Origin of the sequence: Ornithinimicrobium avium (genome assembly GCF_003351765.1) — a bacterium.
GTDB classification, from domain to species: Bacteria; Actinomycetota; Actinomycetes; order Actinomycetales; family Dermatophilaceae; genus Ornithinicoccus; species Ornithinicoccus avius.
Genome location: NZ_CP031229.1, coordinates 3672652 through 3698203, shown reverse-complemented (window position 1 = coordinate 3698203; position 25552 = coordinate 3672652). Strand labels below are relative to the sequence as shown.

Annotated in this window: 28 protein-coding genes, 3 rRNA genes and 1 pseudogene; all 32 read right to left on the bottom strand. The window is 67.7% G+C overall.

The window, feature by feature from the left end; translation table 11 throughout:
- Positions 1-5: 5 nt before the first annotated feature.
- Positions 6-2681 carry a pullulanase-type alpha-1,6-glucosidase gene (gene pulA / locus DV701_RS17070; protein WP_114930110.1) on the bottom strand — a complete coding sequence of 892 codons (2676 nt, stop codon included), beginning with the start codon at positions 2679-2681 and terminating at the stop codon, positions 6-8.
- A gap of 97 nt (positions 2682-2778) precedes the next feature.
- On the bottom strand, positions 2779-3870 hold the full coding sequence (locus tag DV701_RS17065) for an NADH:flavin oxidoreductase/NADH oxidase (protein ID WP_228255095.1): 1092 nt from the start codon (positions 3868-3870) through the stop codon (positions 2779-2781).
- 97 nt (positions 3871-3967) lie between these two features.
- Positions 3968-4084: ribosomal RNA gene (rrf, locus tag DV701_RS17060) — 5S ribosomal RNA — on the bottom strand.
- Between the two features lie 124 nt (positions 4085-4208).
- Positions 4209-7334, bottom strand: a 23S ribosomal RNA gene (locus DV701_RS17055).
- Between the two features lie 410 nt (positions 7335-7744).
- Positions 7745-9267, bottom strand: a 16S ribosomal RNA gene (locus DV701_RS17050).
- The 16S, 23S and 5S rRNA genes sit together here, the layout of an rRNA operon.
- A 419-nt stretch (positions 9268-9686) precedes the next feature.
- Complete coding sequence (locus DV701_RS17045; RefSeq protein WP_114931318.1) at positions 9687-10661, bottom strand: zinc-binding dehydrogenase; 975 nt, start codon at positions 10659-10661, stop codon at positions 9687-9689.
- A gap of 10 nt (positions 10662-10671) precedes the next feature.
- Positions 10672-11544, bottom strand: a complete 873-nt coding sequence (locus DV701_RS17040) for a tRNA pseudouridine synthase A (RefSeq protein WP_114930106.1) — start codon at positions 11542-11544, stop codon at positions 10672-10674.
- Positions 11545-11646: 102 nt separating this feature from the next.
- Positions 11647-12273, bottom strand: a pseudogene (rplQ, locus tag DV701_RS17035) (50S ribosomal protein L17, sunset domain variant); the annotation flags it as partial.
- A gap of 28 nt (positions 12274-12301) precedes the next feature.
- The gene (locus DV701_RS17030; RefSeq protein WP_114930102.1) at positions 12302-13324 is read right to left on the bottom strand and encodes a DNA-directed RNA polymerase subunit alpha; all 1023 of its coding nucleotides are present in this window, start codon (positions 13322-13324) and stop codon (positions 12302-12304) included.
- Positions 13325-13594: 270 nt separating this feature from the next.
- Complete coding sequence (gene rpsD, locus DV701_RS17025; protein ID WP_114930100.1) at positions 13595-14203, bottom strand: 30S ribosomal protein S4; 609 nt, start codon at positions 14201-14203, stop codon at positions 13595-13597.
- Positions 14204-14213: 10 nt separating this feature from the next.
- Positions 14214-14639, bottom strand: coding sequence for a 30S ribosomal protein S11 (gene rpsK, locus DV701_RS17020; RefSeq protein WP_114930098.1), 426 nt, complete (start codon positions 14637-14639; stop codon positions 14214-14216).
- Between the two features lie 100 nt (positions 14640-14739).
- A complete protein-coding gene (rpsM, locus tag DV701_RS17015; RefSeq protein WP_114930096.1) occupies positions 14740-15117 on the bottom strand; it encodes a 30S ribosomal protein S13 in 378 nt (125 codons plus the stop codon).
- Positions 15118-15355: 238 nt separating this feature from the next.
- The gene (gene rpmJ, locus DV701_RS17010) at positions 15356-15469 is read right to left on the bottom strand and encodes a 50S ribosomal protein L36 (protein WP_006592630.1); all 114 of its coding nucleotides are present in this window, start codon (positions 15467-15469) and stop codon (positions 15356-15358) included.
- 78 nt (positions 15470-15547) lie between these two features.
- The gene (gene infA, locus DV701_RS17005; RefSeq protein ID WP_114930094.1) at positions 15548-15769 is read right to left on the bottom strand and encodes a translation initiation factor IF-1; all 222 of its coding nucleotides are present in this window, start codon (positions 15767-15769) and stop codon (positions 15548-15550) included.
- A 112-nt stretch (positions 15770-15881) separates the two neighbouring features.
- On the bottom strand, positions 15882-16751 hold the full coding sequence (gene map / locus DV701_RS17000; protein WP_114930092.1) for a type I methionyl aminopeptidase: 870 nt from the start codon (positions 16749-16751) through the stop codon (positions 15882-15884).
- A 23-nt stretch (positions 16752-16774) separates the two neighbouring features.
- Entirely contained in the window at positions 16775-17347 is a 573-nt protein-coding gene (locus DV701_RS16995) for an adenylate kinase (protein WP_114930090.1), read from the bottom strand.
- A complete protein-coding gene (gene secY, locus DV701_RS16990; protein ID WP_114930088.1) occupies positions 17347-18675 on the bottom strand; it encodes a preprotein translocase subunit SecY in 1329 nt (442 codons plus the stop codon). Before secY ends, DV701_RS16995 begins: the two co-directional genes overlap by 1 nt.
- A 179-nt stretch (positions 18676-18854) precedes the next feature.
- Complete coding sequence (rplO, locus tag DV701_RS16985) at positions 18855-19319, bottom strand: 50S ribosomal protein L15 (RefSeq protein WP_114930086.1); 465 nt, start codon at positions 19317-19319, stop codon at positions 18855-18857.
- Between the two features lie 2 nt (positions 19320-19321).
- Positions 19322-19504 (bottom strand): 50S ribosomal protein L30, encoded by a 183-nt coding sequence (gene rpmD, locus DV701_RS16980; RefSeq protein WP_114930084.1) that lies wholly within the window; start codon positions 19502-19504, stop codon positions 19322-19324.
- Positions 19504-20154 carry a 30S ribosomal protein S5 gene (gene rpsE, locus DV701_RS16975; protein WP_114930082.1) on the bottom strand — a complete coding sequence of 217 codons (651 nt, stop codon included), beginning with the start codon at positions 20152-20154 and terminating at the stop codon, positions 19504-19506. The genes rpmD and rpsE overlap by 1 nt, the downstream gene beginning before the upstream one ends.
- A gap of 31 nt (positions 20155-20185) precedes the next feature.
- Complete coding sequence (gene rplR / locus DV701_RS16970) at positions 20186-20560, bottom strand: 50S ribosomal protein L18 (RefSeq protein WP_114930080.1); 375 nt, start codon at positions 20558-20560, stop codon at positions 20186-20188.
- A 3-nt stretch (positions 20561-20563) separates the two neighbouring features.
- A complete protein-coding gene (gene rplF, locus DV701_RS16965) occupies positions 20564-21103 on the bottom strand; it encodes a 50S ribosomal protein L6 (RefSeq protein WP_114930078.1) in 540 nt (179 codons plus the stop codon).
- Positions 21104-21128: 25 nt separating this feature from the next.
- On the bottom strand, positions 21129-21527 hold the full coding sequence (gene rpsH / locus DV701_RS16960; protein ID WP_114930076.1) for a 30S ribosomal protein S8: 399 nt from the start codon (positions 21525-21527) through the stop codon (positions 21129-21131).
- Between the two features lie 133 nt (positions 21528-21660).
- Positions 21661-21846 carry a type Z 30S ribosomal protein S14 gene (locus DV701_RS16955; protein ID WP_114930074.1) on the bottom strand — a complete coding sequence of 62 codons (186 nt, stop codon included), beginning with the start codon at positions 21844-21846 and terminating at the stop codon, positions 21661-21663.
- Positions 21847-21849: 3 nt separating this feature from the next.
- Positions 21850-22443 (bottom strand): 50S ribosomal protein L5, encoded by a 594-nt coding sequence (rplE, locus tag DV701_RS16950; RefSeq protein WP_228255094.1) that lies wholly within the window; start codon positions 22441-22443, stop codon positions 21850-21852.
- A gap of 7 nt (positions 22444-22450) precedes the next feature.
- Complete coding sequence (gene rplX, locus DV701_RS16945; protein ID WP_114930073.1) at positions 22451-22795, bottom strand: 50S ribosomal protein L24; 345 nt, start codon at positions 22793-22795, stop codon at positions 22451-22453.
- Positions 22796-22798: 3 nt separating this feature from the next.
- Positions 22799-23167, bottom strand: a complete 369-nt coding sequence (gene rplN, locus DV701_RS16940) for a 50S ribosomal protein L14 (protein WP_114930071.1) — start codon at positions 23165-23167, stop codon at positions 22799-22801.
- 85 nt (positions 23168-23252) lie between these two features.
- The gene (gene rpsQ, locus DV701_RS16935) at positions 23253-23627 is read right to left on the bottom strand and encodes a 30S ribosomal protein S17 (RefSeq protein ID WP_324616601.1); all 375 of its coding nucleotides are present in this window, start codon (positions 23625-23627) and stop codon (positions 23253-23255) included.
- A gap of 2 nt (positions 23628-23629) precedes the next feature.
- Positions 23630-23881: a 50S ribosomal protein L29 gene (rpmC, locus tag DV701_RS16930; protein ID WP_114930069.1), complete on the bottom strand. Its 252-nt coding sequence runs from the start codon at positions 23879-23881 to the stop codon at positions 23630-23632.
- Complete coding sequence (gene rplP / locus DV701_RS16925) at positions 23881-24300, bottom strand: 50S ribosomal protein L16 (RefSeq protein ID WP_114930067.1); 420 nt, start codon at positions 24298-24300, stop codon at positions 23881-23883. The genes rpmC and rplP overlap by 1 nt, the downstream gene beginning before the upstream one ends.
- A complete protein-coding gene (gene rpsC, locus DV701_RS16920) occupies positions 24300-25169 on the bottom strand; it encodes a 30S ribosomal protein S3 (protein WP_114930065.1) in 870 nt (289 codons plus the stop codon). Before rpsC ends, rplP begins: the two co-directional genes overlap by 1 nt.
- Positions 25169-25537 carry a 50S ribosomal protein L22 gene (gene rplV / locus DV701_RS16915; protein ID WP_114930063.1) on the bottom strand — a complete coding sequence of 123 codons (369 nt, stop codon included), beginning with the start codon at positions 25535-25537 and terminating at the stop codon, positions 25169-25171. Before rplV ends, rpsC begins: the two co-directional genes overlap by 1 nt.
- Positions 25538-25552 lie beyond the last annotated feature (15 nt).

Sequence of the window (25552 nt, the reverse complement as noted above, 5' to 3'; positions counted from 1 at the left end):
GACCGCTAGCCGCGGGGACGGACGAGCACCGCGGCGGTGAGGGCAGGCACCTCGACCGACCCGGCCTGCGCGTCCCAGGTCGTCCCACGCACCACCGGGTCCGCCCCGTCCCGCTGCACGTCGCACAGCCTCCAGCGCTCCGGCGCCAGCCACGGCACGTGCTGGCGCACCGGCCCGGACGACAGGTTCAGCACGACCAGCACCCCGGAGAGCAGCGGGTCGACCTGCTCGCCCGCCGTGTCGTCGACGAGCATGACGACCACGTCCGGCCTGCCGTGCTCGGTCCCCGACACGGGGAAGGACACCTTGTCCAGCACCCTCCCGGACGACCCGAGCCGCAGGAGGGGCAGGTCGCGCCGGATCCGGAGCAGGTCGAGGGCGCAGTCGCGGGCGAGGCGCATGTCCTGCGTCGACGGGCGCAGGGCAGGGTCGCCCAGCAGCGGCGCCAGGACCGGCCAGCGCCGCCCGTTGTCCGGCTCCGGCGGCAGCCCGCGGCCGAACCCGTTGTCGCGCAGGCTGTAGTCGAGGTGGTTGAACCAGTCCCCCGAGTCGAAGCTGTTGCGGTCCAGGCTCTTGCTCCGCAGCACCTCGGTCCCCGCGTGCCAGAAGGAGATGCCCTGCGACAGCGTGACCGTGGCCAGCGCGAGGGTGTTGCGGCGCACGCGCTCGGCCATCGGGGTCTCCTGGGGCAGCTTGAGCAGGAGCGTGTCCCAGAGCGTCTCGTTGTCGTGCGCGTCGACGTAGTTGACGACCTCTTCCGGCGACGTGGCATAGCCGGCGGGCGCCGATCCGTAGGCCACGCCGGCCCCGGTCACCGGCTGCCCGCTCTCCTGGGAGAGGAAGCGCACGCCCGCGAGCCCGCCGGCCAGCCCCACCTGGAGCAGGTCGGTGTCGTGCGGCGACGCGCCGCCCGTGCCCAGCCCACGTCCCGAGCGCGGGTCGTCGTCGTGCACGTGCCCCCGCACGGCGTCGCGCAGCCGGTCGTTGAAGGTGCCGACCCCGGTGCCGGACAGCTGGCCCTGGGTCGCCTGGTAGAAGCGTGCGTTGCCGGCGACCTCCCCGAAGTTCCAGCCCTCGCCGTAGAGGTGGACGGCCCGCCCGTCGACGCCGTCACGCTCGGGCGTCAGCTCGTCGAGGGCCGCGCGGACCGCCTCGAGGTTGGCCCGGCTGTGGTGTCCCATGAGGTCGAAGCGGAAGCCGTCGACCCGGTAGTGGCGCGCCCAGAGCACGCAGCCGTCGACCATCAGCCGCTGGCCCATCGCGTGCTCGGTGGCCAGGCCCTGGCAGCAGGTGGAGGTGGCCACCCAGCCGTCGCGATCCAGCCGGTGGTAGTAGCCCGGGACGATCCGGTCCAGGACCGACGCCCTGTGCAGCCCGGAGTCGGTGGTGTGGTTGTAGACCTGGTCCAGCACCACGCGCAGGCCCAGCCGGTGCAGGTCACCGACCATGGTGCGGCACTGCGCGACCCTCCGGCCACCGTGCGCCTCCCCCGCGCTGGTCGTGTAGGAACCTTCCGGAGCCATGAAGTGCCACGGGTCGTAGCCCCAGTTGAACGCGTCGCGGTCCGCGGTCCGAGCGACCAGCACCTGCTGCCGGGTCCCCGCCGGGTCCTGATCGGAGAGCCACCGCAGCTCGTCGCGGTCCGGCGCGTCCCTGAGCGCGGGGTCCTCCTCGACCGAGGTGAGGTCGAAGACCGGCAGCAGGTGCACCGTCGTGAGTCCCGCCTCGGCGAGAGCGGCCAGGTGCCGGCGCCCGGCCCCGTCCGGCCCGAAGCCCAGGTAGGTGCCTCGCAGCTGCTCGGGCACCTCCTCGTCGTCCCGGGAGAAGTCGCGCACGTGCAGCTCGTAGATCGTCTGGTCCACCGCCCGGATCGCCGTCGGCACCGGTGCGGAACGCCATACCTCGGGAGCCCACGCCGGGTCCTGGAGGTCGACGAGGACGGAGTGGGTGGAGTCGATGGTCAGACCCACCGACCACGGGTCGGTGCTGCGCACCTTCTGCCGCCGGCCGGTCCGGGGTATGACGTGCAGCAGCTCGAGCAGGTAGCAACGGTCGGCCCATTCCGGAGTGCCGGTGACGGTCCAGCAGCCGTCGTCCCCGCGCGTCATCGCCACGACCGCCGGCTCGCCGGGCGGCGCCCACGCCCGATCGCGGTCCGGCCCCGGGACGGAATCCCACAGCAGCAGGTCGACGTGCTGGGCGGTGGGGGCCCAGACGGTGACGGTCGGCGTCCTGGTGCCGTCCTCGTCGGAGGTCCACGTCGGGCCGTAGGACCGGCGGGTGGCGCGGTCGGCGTAGAGGTCGTCGAGGACGCCTGCGACCTGGAGCGAGGTCGCGACCGCGAGCTCGCCGTCCACGTCCCGCCCGAGGAGGACGACCTGACCGGTGAGGAGCTCCTCGGCGCCCGCCGCGTCCTGCCCCGTCAGGTGCAGCGGGTGGCAGGCCGCCAGGTGGGGAAAGGTCTCGGCGACCGGGTGCGGCAGGGCCCCGTCGGCCAGGGCCAGCGTGAGCTCCACCGGGGGCGCCGGCGCGTGCACGGAGAGGCCGCCGCCGGGGGCCACCCCGAGCGTCCAGGTCAGGTCCTCGGCGGCGACGCCCTCGGGCATGGCGTGGACGGGCAGGGCGAGCAGGTCACGGGTCAGCCAGTGGGCGGCGGCCCGGTGCAGGTCGACTGGACGCATCGTCCCATCCTGCCCTGACCGTACGGGCGTGGCGCAGAGCGCCACGCCCCCAAGGGCGTGGGCGAGGAACGGCCGGGCGGGCCGCGCCTGCCAGCGCTCAGAACACGTGCCGGTCGAGGACCCGGCGGTACTGCGGCGGCCAGGGCAGCTCGTGGCCGAGCTCGTGGGCGGCACGGTGCCACCAGTGCGGGTCGGCCAGGGCGGCCCGGGCCAGCGAGACCACGTCGGCCTGCCCGGTGGCGATGACGTGCTCCGCCTGCCGCGCCTGGGTGATCATCCCGACCGTGGCGATCGGGATCCCCACGTCGGTGCGCAGGGCATGGGCGAACCGGGTCTGGTAGCCGGGCCCGACAGGGATGGTCGGGTCAGGCACGTTGCCGCCGGTCGAGACGTCCACGAGATCCACCCCTCGATCCTCCAGCCCCCGCGCGAGCTCGACGGTGCGCCGGAGATCGCCGGTGACCCCACCGGGGGACTCCTCGCTCCAGTCGGTCGCCGAGACCCGCACGAGAACGGGGATGCGTTCGGGCAGGACCGCACGGACGGCTTCCACCACCTCGTAGGTCAGCCGGCGTCGTCCCTCGTCGTCACCCCCGTAGCCGTCCGTGCGCTTGTTGACCAGAGGGCTGAGGAACTGCGCGAGCAGGTAGCCGTGGGCCGCGTGGATCTCTACCGCGTCGAAACCGGCGGTCACCGCACGCCGGGCCGCGTGGGCGAACGAGCGGACGATCCCGTCGAGCTCCTCGACGGACAGTGCCCGCGGGCCCGCGTAGGCGCCGAACGCATCCTCACCCGGACCCACCGTGGCCCAGCCGCCCTCCTCCGCCGGCACGCTCCCGGAACGGCGGTGGAACGGCGCGTAGACCGATCCCTTCCGGCCAGCGTGCGAGAGCTGCACCCCGATCCTGGAGCCGACCCGGTGCACCTGGGTGACGACCCGCTCCCAGCCGCGGATGTGCTGGTCCTCCCACAGCCCGGCGTCCCACGGCGAGATTCGCCCTTCGTTGGTGACGGCCGTGGCCTCGGTGACGATCATCGGCGCACCCCCGACGGCGAAGGAGGTGAGGTGGGCCAGGTGCCAGTCGGTGACGAAGCCCGGCTCGGAGGGGAGGCAGCTGTACTGGCACATCGGCGACACCCACACCCGTCCCTGCACGGTGAGCCCGCGCAGGGTCATCGGCTCAAACATCCGTACCAGCATCGGGCCATTCTGGCACGCGCGGATCCGGACATGACTGTGCCCCCGCACCGAGCGATGTCGGTGCGGGGGCACAATACCAATGTTGGTCCGGCGGTGTCCTACTCTCCCACACCGTCTCCGGTGCAGTACCATCGGCGCTGTCAGGCTTAGCTTCCGGGTTCGGAATGTGACCGGGCGTTTCCCTGACGCTATGACCGCCGTAACACTATCGAGTTGTTCGAACGTTGCCGCGCGTGCCGGGCGCCTGCCCGCACGGGGCGGGTGGGTGCCGGTCGGGGCGTGTTCGTATCTCGAGAGACCGTACAGTGGACGCGTAACATCTTTGTTGTTTTAAGTTGTCGGCTTATTAGTACCGGTCAGCTCCACACATTGCTGTGCTTCCACGTCCGGCCTATCAACCCAGTAGTCTAGCTGGGAGCCTCTCACCCCGTAGGGCATGGAAACCTCATCTTGGAGTGTGCTTCCCGCTTAGATGCTTTCAGCGGTTATCACGTCCGAACGTAGCTAATCAGCGGTGCCCTTGGCAGGACAACTGACACACCAGTGGTTCGTCCATCCCGGTCCTCTCGTACTAGGGACAGCTCTCCTCAAGTTTCCTACGCGCGCAGCGGATAGGGACCGAACTGTCTCACGACGTTCTAAACCCAGCTCGCGTACCGCTTTAATGGGCGAACAGCCCAACCCTTGGGACCGACTCCAGCCCCAGGATGCGACGAGCCGACATCGAGGTGCCAAACCATGCCGTCGATATGAGCTCTTGGGCAGGATCAGCCTGTTATCCCCGGGGTACCTTTTATCCGTTGAGCGACGGCGCTTCCACAAGCCACCGTCGGGTCACTAGTCCCGACTTTCGTCTCTGCTCGACATGTCTGTCTCACAGTCAAGCTCCCTTGTGCACTTACACTCGAAACCTGATTGCCAACCAGGCTGAGGGAACCTTTGGGCGCCTCCGTTACTCTTTAGGAGGCAACCGCCCCAGTTAAACTACCCACCAGGCACTGTCCCTGGTCCGGATCACGGACCGAGGTTAGACATCCAGAACGACCAGAGTGGTATTTCAACGTTGACTCCACGAACACTGGCGTGCCCGCTTCATAGTCTCCCACCTATCCTACACAAGCCGTACCGAACACCAATACCAAGCTATAGTAAAGGTCCCGGGGTCTTTCCGTCCTGCTGCGCGTAACGAGCATCTTTACTCGTAGTGCAATTTCGCCGAGTTCGTGGTTGAGACAGTGGAGAAGTCGTTACGCCATTCGTGCAGGTCGGAACTTACCCGACAAGGAATTTCGCTACCTTAGGATGGTTATAGTTACCACCGCCGTTTACTGGCGCTTAAGTTCTGAGCTTCGCCACCGAAGTGGCTGACCCGTCCCCTTAACGTTCCAGCACCGGGCAGGCGTCAGTCCGTATACATCGTCTTGCGACTTCGCACGGACCTGTGTTTTTAGTAAACAGTCGCTTCTCCCTGGTCTCTGCGGCCGTCGACGCCAACCCGCAAAGGGGTCTCACGTCTTCGGCCCCCCTTCTCCCGAAGTTACGGGGGCATTTTGCCGAGTTCCTTAACCACGATTCACTCGATCGCCTTGGTATTCTCTACCTAACCACCTGAGTCGGTTTGGGGTACGGGCGGCTCGGACCTCGCTAGGAACTTTTCTAGGCAGCATAGGATCACCCTGCTTCCCGCATACACGGTCACCATCAAGCCTCGGACACTGATGGGGCGGATTTACCGATCCCCGGTCCTGCGCTCTTGGACGTGGACAACCATCGCCACGCGGAGGCTACCTTCCTGCGTCCTTCCATCGCTTACCTACTACACGCTAGGGTCACGCGTTCCACTCCCCGCACCACCCCGAAGGGCGGTTGACGGAAAGCTTCAGGCGCTTAGCATCACGCGATTCGGTACTGGGCGGTCCTTCGCCGGTTCCGGAATATCAACCGGATGTCCATCGACTACGCCTGTCGGCCTCGCCTTAGGTCCCGACTTACCCAGGGCAGATTAGCTTGACCCTGGAACCCTTGGTTATTCGGCGGAGGAGTTTCTCGCTCCTCTTTCGCTACTCATGCCTGCATTCTCACTCGTGCCGCGTCCACCCCTCGATCACTCGGAGGCTTCACCCGCGGCACGACGCTCCCCTACCCAGCAGCACGCCTGGACCCCACACGGATGTGAGGCCTGGCAAAGATGCTGCTGCCACAGCTTCGGTGGTGTGCTTGAGCCCCGCTACATTGTCGGCGCGGAATCACTTGACCAGTGAGCTATTACGCACTCTTTAAAGGGTGGCTGCTTCTAAGCCAACCTCCTGGTTGTCTGCGCAACTCCACATCCTTTCCCACTTAGCACACGCTTAGGGACCTTAACTGGTGATCTGGGCTGTTTCCCTCTCGACTACGAAGCTTATCCCCCGCAGTCTCACTGCCATGCTCTCACTTGCCGGCATTCGGAGTTTGGCTGACGTCAGTAACCCGGTGGGGCCCATCAGCCATCCAGTAGCTCTACCTCCGGCAAGAAACACATGACGCTGCACCTAAATGCATTTCGGGGAGAACCAGCTATCACGGAGTTTGATTGGCCTTTCACCCCTACCCACAGCTCATCCCCTCAGTTTTCAACCTAAGTGGGTTCGGGCCTCCACGCGGTCTTACCCGCGCTTCACCCTGGCCATGGGTAGATCACTCCGCTTCGGGTCTAGACCCAGCGACTCAATCGCCCTGTTAGGACTCGCTTTCGCTACGGCTACCCCGCACGGGTTAACCTCGCCACTGAGCACTAACTCGCAGGCTCATTCTTCAAAAGGCACGCCGTCACCAGCCCGCAGGCCAGCTCCGACGGATTGTAGGCACACGGTTTCAGGAACTATTTCACTCCCCTCCCGGGGTACTTTTCACCTTTCCCTCACGGTACTTGTCCGCTATCGGTCACCAGGGAATATTTAGGCTTAGCAGGTGGTCCTGCCAGATTCGTACGGGATTTCTCGGGCCCCGTACTACTTGGGTGGTACGACACGGAGTCGGAAACATTTCGGCTACCGGGGTCTCACCGTCTCTGCCGGGCCTTCCCAGACCCTTCGCCTATGCTACCGATTTCTTACTCCGCACCAGCGTGGTAGCACTGGTACACGCACTCCCACAACCCCCCGTCTGCAACCCCTACCAGGTGTCGCACAGACAAGGTTTAGCCTGATCCGGTTTCGCTCGCCACTACTCACGGAATCACTGTTGTTTTCTCTTCCTGTGGGTACTGAGATGTTTCACTTCCCCACGTTCCCTCCACGCACCCTATATATTCAGGTACGGGTGACAGGCGATGAAGCCTGCCGGGTTGCCCCATTCGGAGATCCTCGGATCGATGTCTGGTTATCGACTCCCCGAGGCTTATCGCAGATTCCCACGTCCTTCTTCGGTTCCTGGTGCCAAGGCATCCACCGTGCGCCCTTAAAAACTTAAAAGCCACAAAGATGCTCGCGTCCACTGTACAGTTCTCAACATACGACCAGGCCCACCCCGGACAGCTCGCCCACCACGCACACCACCAACGGTGCGGGTATGGGAACGACCCCGGGGCCCCGGACGAACCAGAGCAACCAGAACCCCGACCAGCTTCCCGGCCGGGGGCCCGATCCCTCAGGACCCAACAACGTGTCAGCACCGCACCCACCCCGCACGCACCAGCTTTCCCCACCCCCGACGAACGGGAGCCGTACTCACCAGCGACGCACAAGAACCAGGCGCAGCGACAGAGAACCGATGTTCCACCCAGAGCAACCCACCGTGGGACGAACGCCCACGCAGCAGGCCACCTACGACCACGGCCCCGCACCCGAACAGGCGCACGACCACGGCCAGTGACGCTCCTTAGAAAGGAGGTGATCCAGCCGCACCTTCCGGTACGGCTACCTTGTTACGACTTAGTCCCAATCACCAGTCCCACCTTCGACGGCTCCCCCCTACAAGAGGTTGGGCCACCGGCTTCGGGTGTTACCGACTTTCGTGACTTGACGGGCGGTGTGTACAAGGCCCGGGAACGTATTCACCGCAGCGTTGCTGATCTGCGATTACTAGCGACTCCGACTTCATGGGGTCGAGTTGCAGACCCCAATCCGAACTGAGACCGGCTTTAAGGGATTCGCTCCACCTCGCGGCTTAGCAGCCCTCTGTACCGGCCATTGTAGCATGCGTGAAGCCCAAGACGTAAGGGGCATGATGATTTGACGTCATCCCCACCTTCCTCCGAGTTGACCCCGGCAGTCTCCTATGAGTCCCCACCATCACGTGCTGGCAACATAGAACGAGGGTTGCGCTCGTTGCGGGACTTAACCCAACATCTCACGACACGAGCTGACGACAACCATGCACCACCTGTGTACCAGCCTTGCGGGGCCCCCGTCTCCGAGGGTTTCCGGTACATGTCAAGCCTTGGTAAGGTTCTTCGCGTTGCATCGAATTAATCCGCATGCTCCGCCGCTTGTGCGGGCCCCCGTCAATTCCTTTGAGTTTTAGCCTTGCGGCCGTACTCCCCAGGCGGGGCGCTTAATGCGTTAGCTGCGGCACGGACCCCGTGGAATGGGACCCACACCTAGCGCCCAACGTTTACGGCGTGGACTACCAGGGTATCTAATCCTGTTCGCTCCCCACGCTTTCGCTTCTCAGCGTCAGTAATGGCCCAGAGACCTGCCTTCGCCATCGGTGTTCCTCCTGATATCTGCGCATTCCACCGCTACACCAGGAATTCCAGTCTCCCCTACCACACTCTAGCCTGCCCGTACCCACTGCAAGCCCGGGGTTAAGCCCCGGGTTTTCACAGCAGACGCGACAAGCCGCCTACAAGCTCTTTACGCCCAATAATTCCGGACAACGCTCGCACCCTACGTATTACCGCGGCTGCTGGCACGTAGTTAGCCGGTGCTTCTTCTGCTCCTACCGTCACAAAAGCTTCGTCAGAGCTGAAAGCGGTTTACAACCCGAAGGCCGTCATCCCGCACGCGGCGTCGCTGCATCAGGCTTTCGCCCATTGTGCAATATTCCCCACTGCTGCCTCCCGTAGGAGTCTGGGCCGTGTCTCAGTCCCAGTGTGGCCGGTCACCCTCTCAGGCCGGCTACCCGTCGTCGCCTTGGTAGGCCATTACCCCACCAACAAGCTGATAGGCCGCGAGTCCATCCACCACCGATAAATCTTTCCACCCCATACCCATGCAGGTTGAGGTCATATCCAGTATTAGCACCGGTTTCCCGGAGTTATCCCAGAGTGAAGGGCAGGTTACTCACGTGTTACTCACCCGTTCGCCACTAATCCACGGTGCAAGCACCGCTTCATCGTTCGACTTGCATGTGTTAAGCACGCCGCCAGCGTTCGTCCTGAGCCAGGATCAAACTCTCCGATAAAAACCTAAACTCTTACCAAAGAGAACAGATTCCTGACAAAAAAGCTACCACGCCCCACCGGGGGCGGCACGACGCAGCAGCACAAAATAAACTATGGCATCAATAATCTGACACGCTGTTGAGTTCTCAAAGATCGGACGCACACCGTCGTTCCGCCCGCTGTGCGGGCCTCCCGTCCGGGGCAACCTCTCCAGCCGACCTGACCAGTCCCCGTGCTCCAAATCCGTGTCCGGATCGTCGAGCTGGGGCCAGGACTTCCTGGCTGGGATGCCGCTTCCCACTTCCGTGGGCGGCGAAGACCTACTGTACACCCCCACGAGCCGGGGTCCAAACCGCGCGGAGGACCCACCTGCGGCGGCGGTGGGGACCGCGGGTCAGTGCAGGTCAGAGGCCTGCGGGCTGGTGGGCGTGGGCCTACGTCACGCCACCTCGATGCCGATCTTGCCGACGACGTGGCCGCTCTCCAGCTGCGCCAGAGCCTCGGCGGTCCGGTCCAGCGGGTAGGTGCGGTCGAGGACGGGCCGCAGGGCGGTGGCGGTGACGAAGCTGCACAGCTGCCGCAGCTCGGCCAGCGTGCCCATCGTCGAGCCGACGACGCGCAGCTGCTTGAAGAAGATCTTGGTCAGCTCGGCACGCTCGGGGGCGTCGCCGGAGGTCGCCCCGCAGATGACGATCGTCCCGCCGGGGCGCAGCGCGTTGACGGAGTGCGACCAGGTCGCCGCTCCCACGCTCTCCAGGACCGCGTCGACCCGGGCCGGCAGCCGCTCCCCCGTGGCGAAGGCCTGCTGAGCGCCCAGGCCGAGGGCCCGCTCCGCCTTGCCCTCGTCCCTGCTCGTCACCCACACGTTCAGCCCGGCCGCCGCGCCGAGCTGCACCAGGGCGGTCGCCACACCACCGCCGGCCCCCTGCACGAGGACGGTGTCGCCGGGGCGGACCGCCGCGTTGCGGAAGAGCATCCGGTATGCCGTCAACCAGGTGGTCGACAGCGCGGCCGCCTCGACGGCGCTGAGGTGATCAGGCCGCGGGGCCCAGTGCCCGTCCGGCACCGCCACCCGCTCGGCCAGGGTGCCCTGGTGCAGCTCGGAGAGCAACGAGCGGCGTGGGTCGAGGGTGATGTCGTCGGCCCAGCCGGGGGTGCCGGTCACGACCGGTAGCACCACCACCTCGCCGTGCTCAGGGTGGCGCACGACCGCGTCACAGCCGAGGATCATCGGCAGCCGCTCCTGCGGCAGGCCGACGCCGCGCAAGGACCACAGGTCGTGGTGGTTGAGGCCGGCGGCCACGACGGGCAGGACGGTCCAACCGTCGCGCTGCTCGGGCTGGGGCCGCTCGCCCACCACCAGCCCCGAGAGCGGGTCGTCGGCGGAGACGGTCTCGGCGTAGGCGGCGAGCATGTCCTCCAACCTAGCCGGTAGGAGCGTCTCCTTCCTGCCCGACCTGCGGGTCGTTCAGGGAACGGACGGCCCGGCTCTCCCGGTCCCGGATCGCGAGCGCCTCCTCCCCCTCCGGATAGCAGATCTCCTCCAGGCACAGTCCGTGCGCCGGCATGACCTGGACCGCCGGGTCGCGTCGACCGGCCCGCAGCACCTCCAGCGGCCAGCCGACAGGCCGACGGCCCTCACCGACCGCCACGACCGAGCCGACGAGCGCCCGCACCATGGAGTGGCAGAAGGCGTCGGCCTCCACCGTGCCGACCAGCACGCCCGTGTCGTCACGCCACCAACCGTGGGCGAGCAGCGTCCGCACGGTGGTGGCGCCGTCGCGCCGGCGGCAGAACGCCGCGAAGTCGCGCAGCCCGAGGAGCGTGCCCCCGGCCTCGTCCATGAGGGCGACGTCGAGCGGACGGCGCCAGACCACGGTGTCGTGCCGCCGCAGCGGGTCCAGCAGGTGTGGCCGGTCGCAGACCCGGTAGGTGTACCGCCGACGCAGCGCCGAGAACCGCGCGTCGAAGGTGCCAGGCACCGCTGTGGCCGCCCGCACCACCACGTCGCCGGGCAGCACCCCGCGCAGCCTGCTGACGAGCGCCTCACCGGAGGGGCGGGCGGAACGTCCCGGCAGCGCACGCCATACCCGGGGGTCGACCTCGAGGTGACACACCGAGCCACGGGCGTGTACCCCGGCGTCGGTACGCCCGCCGACGGTGAGCTTTGGGGGCGGGGTGCGCAGGACGGTGCCCAGCCCCTCGGCGAGGGTCTGCTCCACGCTCCGCAGCCCGGGCTGGCGCGCCCAGCCGGAGAAGTCGGTGCCGTCGTAGGCGAGGTCGATCCTGATCCGCACGGCACCATCCTGCCCTGCCGCCGACGCGACGAGGCCGCCTCCCCCGTCAGGGAAGGCGGCCTCGTGGTCGGTCCGGGACGACCGGGTGGCTCAGCTCTCGTCGTCGGCGTCGCCCTTGACGTCCGAGCCCTCGGGCGCCGGACCGTCCTCGGTGGCCGGACCGCTGTCGGCGCCGGGGTCGCGCGCGTCGTCGGCACCGGCCGAGACCATGGCGGCCTCGGTGGTGTCCTCGGCGGCGGTCTCGTTGACCTCGACGACCTCGGCCGGGGCGGCGGGAGCCACCTCGGCCTGCGCGGCCTGCGCGGCCTGCGCGTCCTTGGCGGCGCGCTTGGTGGCGCCCTCCGCCTGGGTGACGACGGCCTTCCTGGCGACCGGCTCGCGGACCAGCTCGATCACGGCCATGGGGGCGTTGTCGCCCTTGCGCGGCGCGATCTTGGTGATCCGGGTGTAGCCGCCGGCGCGCTCGGCCATGTCCGGCGCGATCTCGGTGAAGAGGCGGTGGACGACGCCCTTGTCCCGGATGCTGGACAGGACCCGTCGGCGGTTGTGCAGATCGCCGCGCTTGGCGAAGGTGATCAGCCGCTCGGCCAGCGGGCGCAGACGCTTGGCCTTGGCCTCGGTGGTGGTGATGCGGTCGTGCTCGAACAGGGCGGCGGCCAGGTTGGACAGCATCAGGCGCTCGTGCGCCGGACCGCCGCCGAGGCGCGGACCCTTGGTGGGTGCAGGCATTTAACAGACTCCTCGGGTGAAGTAGATATCAGTACTGCTCGTCCTCGACGAACGCGGTGTCACCCTCGTCGTCGTAGGACCCGTCCTCGTAGCCGGCCGCGCCCTCGAAGCCGGCGGGGCTGTCCTTGAGCGCCAGGCCCATCTCGGCCAGCTTGTCCTTGACCTCATCGATGGACTTCGCGCCGAAGTTGCGGATGTCCAGCAGATCGGCCTCGCTGCGGCCCACGAGCTCGCCCACGGAGTGGATGCCCTCGCGCTTGAGGCAGTTGTAGGAGCGGACGGTCAGGTCCAGCTCCTCGATCGGCAGCGCCAGGTCGGAGGCCAGGGCCCCGTCCCCGTTGGCCGGGCCGATCTCGATGCCCTCGGCCTCGACGTTGAGCTCGCGCGCCAGGCCGAAGAGCTCGACCAGGGTCTTGCCGGCGGAGGCCATCGCATCGCGCGGGGAGACGGAGTGCTTGGTCTCCACGTCGACGACCAGACGGTCGAAGTCGGTGCGCTGCTCGACACGCGTCGCCTCGACCTTGTAGGTCACGGCGAGGACCGGGCTGTAGATGGAGTCGACCGGGATGCGCCCGATCTCCTGGTCGCCGGACTTGTTCTGCTGGGAGGAGACGTAGCCGCGACCGCGCTCGACGGTCATCTCCATCTCGATCTTGCCCGAGTCGTTCAGGGTCGCCAGGTGCAGGTCGGGGTTGTGGATCTCCACGCCCGCCGGCGGGGCGATGTCCGCCGCGGTGACCGCGCCGGCGCCCTGCTTGCGCAGGTACATCACGACGGGCTCGTCGTGCTCGCTGGAGACGACCAGGCTCTTGAGGTTGAGGATGATCTCGGTGACGTCCTCCTTCACCCCGGGGATGGTGGAGAACTCGTGCAGCACGCCGTCGATGCGGATGCTGGTCAACGAGGCGCCGGGGATGCTGGAGAGCAGCGTCCGGCGCAGGGAGTTGCCGAGGGTGTAGCCGAAGCCCGGCTCGAGCGGCTCGATGACGAACCGCGACCGGTTGTCGGCCACGACCTCCTCGGAGAGGATGGGGCGCTGTGCGATGAGCACTGGTGGTGTCCTTTCCACGGGCGACCGCTATATGACGCCCGGTGCGTCTCCGGCCTTGCGGCCGGCTGACCGCGGTCACCTCTGTCCGTGACCGCGGCGGTGAGCGGACCGGTATGTGGTGCAAGACCGCATACCTGCCCGCTCGCGGAGCGAGCCCGGGGAATCCGGCGAGCTCGCGAGCCCTGGATTCCCCGGAACAGCCAGGAGCGCGCGAGCGACGCGAGCTCCTGGCCGTCGGGGGGCAGGTGGGGGGCGGAGCCCCCCGCCCGCTTAGTTCTTGGAGTAGAGCTCCACGATGAGCTGCTCGGTGAGGATCGTGTCGATCTGCTCACGCGTGGGCAGCTGGTGGATGAGGATCTGCAGGGTGCCGGGGACGACCTTCATCCAGGCGGGGACCGGACGGTCGCCGTAGGTCTCGCGAGCGAGCTGGATCGGGAAGGTCTCGACCGACTGCGGGCGCACCTCGACGATGTCGTACTGCGAGACGCGGTAGGACGGGACGTCGACCCGGTGGCCGTTGACCATGAAGTGACCGTGGGTCACCATCTGACGGGCGGCGCGGCGGGTGCGGGCCAGGCCGGCCCGGTAGATGACGTTGTCCAGACGCGACTCGAGGATGACGAGCAGGTTCGCGCCGGTCTTGCCGGGGCGGCGGGCCGCCTCGGCGTAGTAGCGACGGAACTGCTTCTCCATCACGCCGTAGGTGAAGCGGGCCTTCTGCTTCTCCTGCAACTGGGTGAGGTACTCCTTCTCCTGCGTGCGGCGACGGCCGTGCTGCCCCGGCGGGAACGGGCGCAGGTCGAAGTTCTTGTCGCCGCCGACGAGATCGACCTTCAGCCGGCGGGACTTCTTGGTGATGGGTCCGGTGTAACGGGCCATGGTTGTCTACCTAGTTCCTTCCGGTGCTCTTAGTTGCGACGCTTCTTGGGGGACGGACTCCGTTGTGCGCCTGGGGCGTCACGTCGGAGATCGCGCCGACCTCGAGGCCCGCGGCGGTCAGCGACCGGATCGCGGTCTCGCGGCCCGAGCCCGGGCCCTTGACGAAGACGTCGACCTTGCGCATGCCGTGCTCCATGGCGCGACGGGCGGCCGCCTCGGCGGCCATCTGCGCGGCGTAGGGCGTCGACTTGCGCGAACCCTTGAAGCCGACCTGGCCCGAGGAGGACCAGGCGATGACGGCACCGGTCGGGTCGGTGATCGAGATGATGGTGTTGCTGAACGTGCTCTTGATGTGAGCCTGCCCGAGGGCGACGTTCTTCTTTTCCTTGCGGCGCGTCTTGCGCGCGCCAGTAGCCTGACGGCTCTTGGGTGGCATGTGTTTTCTCCTGGTGGAAGAGCAAGTATGCGGTGGCGCACACGTCGCGGTCCCGGTTCACCGGGGCGGCGGGTCCGCCGTGGTCGGGGGGCCGACCGACCTAGCGGGTGGCCTTCTTCTTGCCGGCCACGGTGCGCTTGGGGCCCTTGCGGGTCCGCGCGTTGGTCTTGGTGCGCTGACCGTGCACCGGGAGGCCGCGACGGTGCCGCAGGCCCTGGTAGCTGCCGATCTCCTGCTTGCGGCGGATGTCGGCGGCCACCTCACGGCGCAGGTCGCCCTCGAGGCGGTACGCGCCCTCGAGATGGTCGCGCAGGGCGACCAGCTGCTCCTCCGTCAGGTCCTTGACACGCACGGACGGGTCGACACCCGTCGCCGCGAGCGTCTGGTCGGCGCGGGTGCGACCCACGCCGAAGATGTAGGTGAGAGCGACCTCGACGCGCTTGTCGCGCGGCAGGTCGACACCGATGAGTCGTGCCATCTGGCAGTGCTCCTGATGATCGAGCGAGAGTGTGGTGACAGCACCGGTCCGCATCCTCATGTCCTGGTGGGCATCTGCCCGCGGTCCCCGGCTCTCGCGGCCGGGGGTGACGTCCCGCGTCTGCGGGGGTCGGGTGCTGCTGTTGTCGTCGTGCGATGTTCAGTTGTGCTTGCTCAGTCGTGCTGTTCTGTCGTCAGTCGCTTCTCGCGAAGCTGCGACACGTGCGGTCGCTCTCTGCTCAGCCCTGGCGCTGCTTGTGGCGCAGGTTCTCGCAGATCACCATGACCCGACCGTTACGGCGGATCACCTTGCACTTGTCGCAGATCTTCTTCACGCTCGGCTGAACCTTCATGGCCTGCCTGCTTTCGGTGTGATCTGTGAGCTTGGATTTCGTGGAACGTGCAGCGGTCGACCCCGGGGGGGCCGGACGTCAGCGGTAGCGGAAGACGATACGTCCGCGGGTGAGGTCGTACGGGCTGAGCTCCACCACGACCCGGTCCTCGGGGAGGATCCGGATGTAGTGCTGACGCATCTTGCCGGAGATGTGAGCCAGCACAACGTGACCGTTGCTCAGCTCGACCCGGAAGTTCGCGTTCGGGAGGGCCTCGACAACCGTGCCCTCGATCTCGATGACGCCGTCCTTCTTCGCCATGTCCTCCACATTTCGTCGACTGCTGTGCGCCGTCGTCAGACACGACGGCATCGGCCCACGCGGGACCGACGACCCATCCTACGCGACGCGCCAGGCCGAAGGCTAATCCGCGTCAGTCACCGAGGGGGGCGCAGCGCACGCCACGGGCCGCGAGCTGCTCCGCTCCCCCGTCGTGCGCGGTGAGGACCCATAGCCCGTCCTCGGTGACGGCGACCGTGTGCTCCCAGTGCGCGGCCCGGCTGCCGTCGGTGGTCACCACGGTCCAGTCGTCGTCGAGGGTGCGGGTCTGGATCGTCCCCAGCGTGACCATCGGCTCGACCGCGAAGGTCGACCCGGCGGGCACGGTGGGCCCGGCCGAGGTGACCGCGTAGTTGGGCACCTGCGGGTCCATGTGCATCTGCCGCCCGATGCCGTGCCCGACGAAGTCCTCCAGGACGCCGTACTCGCCGACCTGTCCCTGCGCCCGGCGCCGTTCGAGCGCCGCGTCGACCGACCCCTCGACCGCCTGGCCCACGGCATACAGCCGGCCTCCGGCGCGCAGCGCCGCGATGCCGTCCCAGAGCGAGACCTCGGTGTCGTCCATGAGGGCGAGGTCGGCCGGCCGTGCAGATGTCCGCCCGCCGACCACGAGGCTCACGGCGGCGTCGCCGTGCCAGCCCTCGACGATCGCCCCGCAGTCGATGGAGACCAGGTCGCCCTCGGCGAGCACCCGGTCCCCCGGGACGCCATGCACGACCTCGTCGTTGACCGAGATGCACAGGCTCCCGCGGAAACCGTGGTAGCCGAGGAAGCTGGGGACCGCACCGGCGCTGCGGATCGCGTCCTCGGCGAGGGCGTCGATCTCACGGGTGGTCCGGCCTGCGACGGCGGCGTCGCGGGCCAGTGCCAGGGTGTCGGCGACGACGAGGCCGGCGCGCCGCATGGCACGCAGCTCCTCGGGTGTCTTGGTCTCGATCCGGGAACGTCGGCGGAAGATCGACATCGTGGGGTATGCCGCGCGCCGGCTCAGCCGGTCGTCCGGGCCAGGGCGGCCTCGAGCCGGCCGGTGACCTCCTCGACGGTGCCCATGCCGTCCACCTGGGACAGCAGCCCGCGCTCGCGGTAGACGGCGGCCAGCGGCGCGGTCTCCTCGGCGTAGATGCGCATCCGCTCCCGGACGACCTCCTCGGTGTCGTCGGCGCGCCCCTGGTCCTGGGCCCGGGCGAGCAGTCGCTGCACGACCTCGTCGGTGTCCACGGTCAGCTCCACCACGGCGTCGAGGCTGTGGCCGGCCTCGGCCAGCATCGCGTCGAGCGCCTCGACCTGACCGGTCGTGCGGGGGTAGCCGTCCAGGAGGAACCCGTGGGCCGCGTCCTGCTCGGCCAGCCGGTCGCGCACGATGGCGTTGGTGATCTCGTCGGGGACGTAGCCGCCGGAGGCGGTGATCTCCTTGACCTGCCGGCCCAGCGCGGTCTCGTTCTTGATGTTGGCACGGAAGATGTCGCCGGTGGAGATGGCGGGCACCCCGTTGGCGGCGGAGACACGGGCGGCCTGGGTGCCCTTCCCGGCACCGGGCGGGCCCAGCAGGATGAGTCGCATCAGCGGAGGAACCCTTCGTAGTCGTGCTGCTGGAGCTGGGACTCGATCTGCAGGACGGTCTGCAGGCCCACGCCCACGATGATCAGGATAGACGCACCGCCCAGCGGGAAGTCGGAGACGTTGAGCACGTTGAAGGCGATCAGCGGGATGAGGGAGAGGATCGCCAGGTAGATGGCACCGGGGGTGGTGATCCGGGTGGACACGTACTGGAGGTACTCGGCGGTGGGCCGACCGGCACGGATGCCGGGGATGAACCCGCCGTAGCGCTTCATGTTGTCGGCGACCTCGGTCGGCTGGAAGGTCACGCCGACGTAGAAGAACGTGAAGAAGATGATCATCGCGGTGTAGACGACCATGTAGACCCAGTGCGTGCCCGTACCGCCCATACCCATCGACAGGTAGCGGTCGATGAAGGTCACCCAGCCCGGCTGCTCCGTGGCGGTGGGGTCGGTGGGCCGGGAGAAGTTCGCGATCATCTGCGGCAGCATCAGGATCGAGGCCGCGAAGATGATCGGGATGACGTTGGCCATGTTGAGCTTGAGCGGGATGTAGGTCGAGGTCCCGCCGTACTGACGCCGGCCGACCATCCGCTTGGCGTACTGCACCGGGATCCGGCGGCTGGACTGCTCGACGTAGACGACCGCGGTGATGATCGCCAGGCCCATGATCATCACCAGCACGAAGGTGGTGACCGACTGCTGGTAGATCACCGACAGCGAGGAGGGGAACGTCGCGGCGATCGAGACGAAGATCAGCAGGGACATGCCGTTGCCGATCCCCTTCTCGGTGATCAGCTCGGCCAGCCACATGATCAGTCCGGTGCCGGCGGTCAGGGTGAGCACCAGCAGGACGAGGGTGCCGATGCCGTCGTCCGGCATGATCGTGGTGCACGTGCCGCCGAAGAGCCGCGCCGGTTCCCGGGCGATGACCACGAGCGTGGAGGCCTGCAGCACCGCGAGACCGATGGTGAGGTAGCGCGTGTACTGCGTCATCTTGGTCTGGCCGGCCTGCCCCTCCTTCTTCAGCTCCTCGAAGCGGGGGATGACGACCGTCAGCAGCTGGACGATGATGGCCGCCGTGATGTACGGCATGATGCCCAGCGCGAACACCGACAGCTGCATCATCGCGCCGCCGGAGAACAGGTTGGCCATCCCCAGGATGCTCCCCGAGGCGCTGGCCGTCTGCTGGCACTGCTGCACGAGGCTGTAGTCGATGCCCGGGCTGGGCAGGTGGGTGCCCAGCCGGTAGATCGCCATGATCGCGAGCGTGAAGAGGATCTTGTTGCGAAGATCCGGTGTCTTGAACGCACGCACGAAGGCGGAGAGCATTCGAAGGTCCTCCTGTGGTCCCCCGGCCGCCGCTCTCGCTGTGGAGACGTCGGGCGCCGGGGAGCGGGCTTGATCGCAGACGACGATAACACCCGTCGCTGCTGGGACTGAATGGCCGAAGGCCCCGGGTCGCTCCTCGCGACCCGGGGCCTCACGACGTGCTGCGACCGAGCTCGGTCTCAGCTCTCGGTGACGGTGCCACCGGCAGCCTCGATCTTCTCCTTGGCGGAGGCCGAGAACTTGGCGGCGGTCACGTCGACCTTCACGCTGATGTCGCCGTTGCCGAGCACCTTGACCGGGTGGCCCTCGCGGACCGCGCCCCGGGTCACCAGGTCCTCCACGGACACCGTGCCACCCTGCGGGAACAAGGAGGACAGCTGGTCCAGGTTGACGACCTGGTAGGTGACCTTGAACGGGTTCTTGAAGCCACGCAGCTTGGGCAGCCGCATGTGCATCGGGGTCTGGCCGCCCTCGAAGGTCTCGGGCACCTGGTAGCGGGCCTTGGTGCCCTTGGTGCCGCGACCCGCTGTCTTGCCCTTCGAGCCCTCACCGCGACCCACACGGGTCTTGGCGGTCTTGGCGCCGGGGGCCGGACGCAGGTGGTGCACCTTCAGCGCGGCAGTCTCTCGCTTGGCGTCTGCCATGATCAGTCAACCTCCTCGACGGTCACCAGGTGGGCGACCGTGCGGACCATGCCACGGAACTCCGGGCGGTCCTCCTTGATGACGGTGTCGCCGATCCGCTTCAGCCCCAGGCTGCGCACCGTCTCGCGGTGCATGTGCTTGGTGCCGACGGTCGACCTGACCTGGGTCACCTTCAGACGGGCCATCACGCACCCGCCTTCGCAGCGTTGGCCGCGGCCCGGACGCGGAGCATAGCCGCTGGTGCCACGTCCTCGACCGGCTTGCCGCGGCGGGCGGCCACGGCCTCGGGCTGCTCGAGCCCCTTGAGCGCGGCGACCGTGGCATGCACGATGTTGATCGCGTTCTGGGAGCCGAGCGACTTGCTCAGCACGTCCTGGATGCCGGCGCACTCGAGCACGGCGCGGACGGGGCCGCCGGCGATCACACCGGTACCGGCGCTGGCCGGCTTGAGCAGCACGACGCCCGCGGCCTTCTCGCCCTGGACGGGGTGCGGGATGGTGCCGGCGATGCGGGGCACGCGGAAGAAGTTCTTCTTGGCCTCCTCCACGCCCTTGGAGATCGCGGCAGGCACCTCCTTCGCCTTGCCGTAGCCGACACCGACGGTCCCGTCGCCGTCACCCACCACGACCAGCGCGGTGAAGCTGAAGCGGCGGCCGCCCTTGACGACCTTGGACACGCGGTTGATGGTGACGACGCGCTCCAGGTACTGGTTGCGCTCTTCCTCACGGCCTCCACGACGGTTGTCGCGGTTGTCGCGGCCGCCCCGACGGTTGTCGCGGGCGTCGCCGGACGACGCGCGGTCGCCGGTGCCGCGGCGCTGGAAATCACCAGCCATGGTCAGTTCCTCTTTCCGTTGGTCGGGGTGGTCACAGGGACAGTCCCCCCTCGCGAGCGCCGTCGGCGATCGCGGCGATCCGACCGGCGTAGCGGTTGCCGCCCCGGTCGAAGACGACGGCCTCGACACCGGCGGCCTTGGCCCGCTCGGCGACGAGCTCGCCGACGCGGCGTGCCTTGGCGGTCTTGTCGCCCTCGAGGGAGCGCAGGTCCTGCTCCATCGTGGACGCGGAGGCGATGGTCCGGCTCACGGTGTCGTCCACCAGCTGCACGAAGACGTGCCGGGAGGAACGGTTCACCACGAGACGGGGACGCTCGGCCGTGCCGGTGACCTTCTTGCGCAGGCGCAGGTGCCGACGGCCGCGGGCCGCCGACTTGCTCTTGGCGCGCTTGACGATCTGTGCCATCGCTTACTTACCAGCCTTTCCGACCTTGCGACGGATGTGCTCACCCTCGTAGCGCACGCCCTTGCCCTTGTACGGGTCCGGCTTGCGCAGCTTGCGGATGTTGGCAGCGGTCTCGCCGACCAGCTGCTTGTCGATCCCCGTGACCGAGAACCGGGTCGGGTTCTCGACCTGGAAGGTCACGCCCTCCGGGGCCTTGATCAGGATCGGGTGCGAGTAGCCCAGGGCGAACTCGAGGTCGCTGCCCTTGGCGGTCACGCGGTAGCCCGTTCCGTGGATCTCGAGCTTCTTGGTGTAGCCGTTGGTCACGCCCTCGACCATGTTGGCGATGAGGCTGCGGGTCAGGCCGTGGCGGGCGCGCGAGTCGCGCTCGTCGTCGGGCCGGGACACCTGGAGGGTGCCGTCCTCGGCCTTCTCGACCGAGATGGGCTCGGGCATCGCGAGACCGAGCTGGCCCTTGGGCCCCTTGACGGTCACGTTGGCGCCGTCGATGCTCACGTCGACGCCGGAGGGGACGGTGATCGGGAGTCGTCCGATTCGAGACATGGTTTCCTCTACGCTCCTTCCCTGGTCACCAGACGTAGGCGAGGACTTCCCCGCCCACACCCTTCTCGGCAGCCTGCCTGTCGGTGAGCAGGCCGGAGGACGTGGAGATGATCGCCACGCCCAGGCCTCCCAGCACCCGGGGCAGGTTGGTGGACTTCGCGTAGACGCGCAGTCCCGGCTTGGAGATACGGCGCACACCGGCGATCGAACGCTCCCGGTTGGGGCCGTACTTGAGGTCGACGAGCAAGGTCTTGCCGACCTCGGCGTCCTGCGAGGTCCAGGAGGCGATGTAGCCCTCGGCCTTGAGGATGTCGGCGATGGTCGCCTTGAGCTTGGAGTACGGCATGGCGACCTGGTCCTTGTGCGCCGAGTTGGCGTTCCGGATCCTCGTCAGCATGTCCGCGATGGGGTCGGTCATGGTCATGGGGCTTCGTGCCCTTTCTCACCGCGGTTTCGTTCCTGCGCCGGCGGCGGCGTGCGCCGCACCGGCCTGCAGGGCCGACCTGCGATGTTCCAGGTGGATGTCGGGTATGGGTGGCGTGGTCCGGGACGGACTTCTACCAGCTGGACTTGGTCACGCCCGGGAGCTCGCCCCGGTGCGCCAGCTCGCGCAGGCAGATCCGGCACAGGCCGAACTTGCGGTAGACCGAACGCGGACGCCCGCACCGCTGGCAGCGGCTGTAGGCGCGCACGGCGAACTTCGCCTTGCGGTTGGCCTTGTTGATGAGCGCGGTCTTCGCCATGCGTCAGTTCTCCTTGAACGGGAAGCCCAGGCGCTTGAGCAGGGCCCGGCCCTCGTCGTCGTTGGTGGCGGTGGTGACGACCGTGATGTCCATGCCGCGGACGCGGTCGATCTTGTCCTGGTCGACCTCGTGGAACATCGACTGCTCGTTGAGGCCGAAGGTGTAGTTGCCCCGCCCGTCGAACTGCTTGGGCGACAGGCCGCGGAAGTCGCGGATGCGCGGCAGCGCGAGCGCGATCAGCCGGTCGAGGAACTCCCACATCCGGTCGCCGCGCAGCGTGGTGTGCGCACCGATCGGCATGCCCTCGCGCAGCTTGAACTGGGCGATGGACTTGCGGGCCTTGGTCACGGCCGGGCGCTGCCCGGTGATCGTGGCCAGGTCGCGGATCGCACCCTCGATCAGCTTGCTGTCGCGGGCCGCCTCGCCGACGCCCATGTTGACGGTCACCTTGACCAGACCGGGCACCTGCATCGGGTTGGTGTAGCCGAACTCCTCGACCAGGGCCGGGGTGATCTCCTCGGCATAGCGCTGCTTGAGACGCGGGGTGGGCCGCTCGGCGGCGCCCTGGCCCGCGGTCTCGTTCATCGTGTCAGTCATCGGTGAATCACAGGTCCTTACCCGAGCGCACCGCGACGCGGCTGCGCACCGTCTTGGTCCGACCCTCGCGCTCCTCGGTCTCCACGCGCGTCCTGACCCGGGTGGGCTTCTTGGTCTCGGGGTCGACCACCATCACGTTGGACACGTGGATGGGGGCCTCCTGGACCTGGATGCCACCGGTGTTGACGCCGCGGTCGCTGCCGGCACGCGTGTGCTTGGTGATGCGGTTGACGCCTTCCACCAGGACCCGGTCGGTCTCGGTGTAGACGGCGATAACGCGGCCCTGGAGGCCCTTGTCCTTGCCCGCGATGACCTGCACGAGGTCGTTCTTCTTGATCTTCATCTTCGCCATGGCTCAGATCACCTCCGGTGCGAGCGAGACGATCTTCATGAACTTCTTGTCACGCAGCTCGCGGCCCACGGGGCCGAAGATGCGGGTGCCCCGGGGGTCACCGTCGGTCTTGAGGATCACCGCGGCGTTCTCGTCGAAACGGATGTACGACCCGTCGACGCGCCGGCGCTCCTTGCGGGTCCGGACGATGACCGCCTTGACGACGTCGCCCTTCTTCACGTTGCCGCCGGGGATGGCGTCCTTGACCGTGGCCACGATGGTGTCCCCGATGCCCGCGTAACGGCGCCCGGAACCACCGAGCACGCGGATGCACAGGATCTCCTTGGCACCGGTGTTGTCGGCGACGCGAAGTCGCGACTCCTGCTGGATCACTGTTCGTTCTCCTAATGTCGGCAGGTTCTCAGGGTGGTCGATGACCGCCGGGCTGAGCCTTGCCGAACGTTGTGGACGGGTAGTTTTACTTGGCCTTCTCGAGGATCTCCACCACGCGCCAGCGCTTGGTGGCGCTGAGCGGGCGGGTCTCCATGATGAGGACGCGGTCGCCGACACCGGCAGCGTTCTGCTCGTCGTGCGCCTTGACCTTGTGGCTCTTGCGCAGGACCTTGCCGTAGAGGGCGTGCTTCACACGGTCCTCGACGATGACGGAGACGGTCTTGTCCATCTTGTCGCTCACCACGAGGCCCTGGCGGGTCTTGCGGTAGTTGCGGTCTCCGCCGTGGCCGAGCGCCTTGGCGTCCGGCTCGTGGGTCACGACCGTCGTCTCGACGTCGGCGGACTCCACCTCGGTGGTATCGGTGTTCGTGGTCTCGGTGCTCACAGTGTTCTCGCTCATCCTCAGCCGACCTTCTGGTCGCTCGTCCCGGCCTCGCGGCCGATGCCGAGCTCACGCTCGCGCATCTCGGTGTAGATGCGTGCGATGTCCCTGCGGACCGCACGCAGACGGCCGTGGTTCTCCAGCTGGCCGGTGGCGGACTGGAACCGCAGGTTGAACAGCTCCTTCTTGGCCTCCACCAGGGCGTCGGCCAGCGGGCCGGGCTCCAGGCCCCGAAGCTGCTCGGGGGTCAGGTTCGTGGAACCGACTGCCATCAGATGTCACCACCCTCACGCGTGACGAAGCGGGTCTTCATGGGGAGCTTGTGCATCGCCAGGCGCATGGCCTCGCGAGCCACGTCCTCCGTGACGCCGGAGAGCTCGAAGAGCACGCGACCGGGCTTGACGTTGGCGATCCACCACTCGGGCGAGCCCTTGCCGGAGCCCATGCGGGTCTCGGCCGGCTTCTTGGTCAGCGGACGGTCGGGGTAGATGTTGATCCACACCTTTCCGCCTCGCTTGATGTAGCGCGTCATGGCGATACGCGCGGACTCGATCTGCCGGTTGGTGACGTAGGCGGGCTCCAGGGCCTGGATGCCGTAGTCGCCGAACGCGATCGCGGTGCCGCCCTTGGCCATGCCGCTGCGCCCCGGGTGGTGCTGCTTGCGGTGCTTGACTCGACGGGGAATCAACATCAGGACTGCTCTCCCTCGGTGGTAGCGGGGGCGGCCTCGGCCGGAGCTGCGGTCACCGCGCCCTCCTGGGACGGCGCGGGTGCGGCGCTGTCGTCCCGGCGCGGACCACGGTCGCCCCGGCCGCCGCCACGGCGGTCGCCGCCGCGAGGACCACGGTCACCGCGGTCGCCGCGGCCACCGCGACGGTCACCGCGCGGTGCCTGGGAGGCCTCCTCGCGGGCCAGCTCCTTGGACGTCAGGTCGCCCTTATAGATCCAGACCTTGACACCGATGCGGCCGAAGGTGGTCCGGGCCTCGTAGAAGCCGTAGTCGATGTTCGCGCGGAGGGTGTGCAGGGGCACGCGGCCTTCGCGGTAGAACTCCGAGCGCGACATCTCGGCGCCGCCGAGGCGACCGGAGCACTGGATCCGGATGCCCTTGGCACCGGCCCGCAGCGCCGACTGCATACCCTTGCGCATCGCGCGCCGGAAGGTGACGCGGGCGGCCAGCTGCTCCGCGATGCCCTGGGCGACCAGCTGCGCGTCCACCTCGGGGTTCTTCACCTCGAGGATGTTCAGCTGGACCTGCTTGCCGGTGAGCTTCTCGAGCTCGCTGCGGATGCGGTCGGCCTCGGCGCCACGGCGGCCGATGACGATGCCGGGACGCGCGGTGTGGATGTCCACCCGGACGCGGTCACGGGTGCGCTCGATCTCGACCTTGGAGATGCCGGCCCGGTCCATGCCCTCGGAGAGCAGGTTGCGGATCGCGACGTCCTCCTTCACGTAGTCCCGGTAGCGCTGACCCGGCTTGGTCGAGTCGGCGAACCAGCGGCTGCGGTGGTCGGTCGTGATGCCCAGGCGGTAGCCGATCGGGTGAATCTTCTGCCCCATCAGCGGGCACCTCCCTTGGTCGAACGCGGCGCGACGTGCACGGAGATGTGGCTCGTACGCTTGTTGATACGGCTGGCGCGGCCCTGCGCACGGGGTCGGAACCGCTTCATGGTCGGTCCCTCGTCCACGTACGCGGCCGAGACCACGAGAGCGTTCTCGTCGAACGCCTCACCGGTCTGGTCCGCGGTGAAACGGGCGTTGGCGACCGCGCTGTCCAGGACCTTGAGCACGGGCTCGCTGGCGCTCTGCGGGGCGAACCGCATGAGGGCCACGGCCTCCGGGACGCTCTTGCCCCGGATCAGGTCCACGACACGGCGGGCCTTCATCGGCGTCACGCGCACGAAGCGCGCCACGGCCTTGGCTTCCATGGTGTTTCCTTCGGT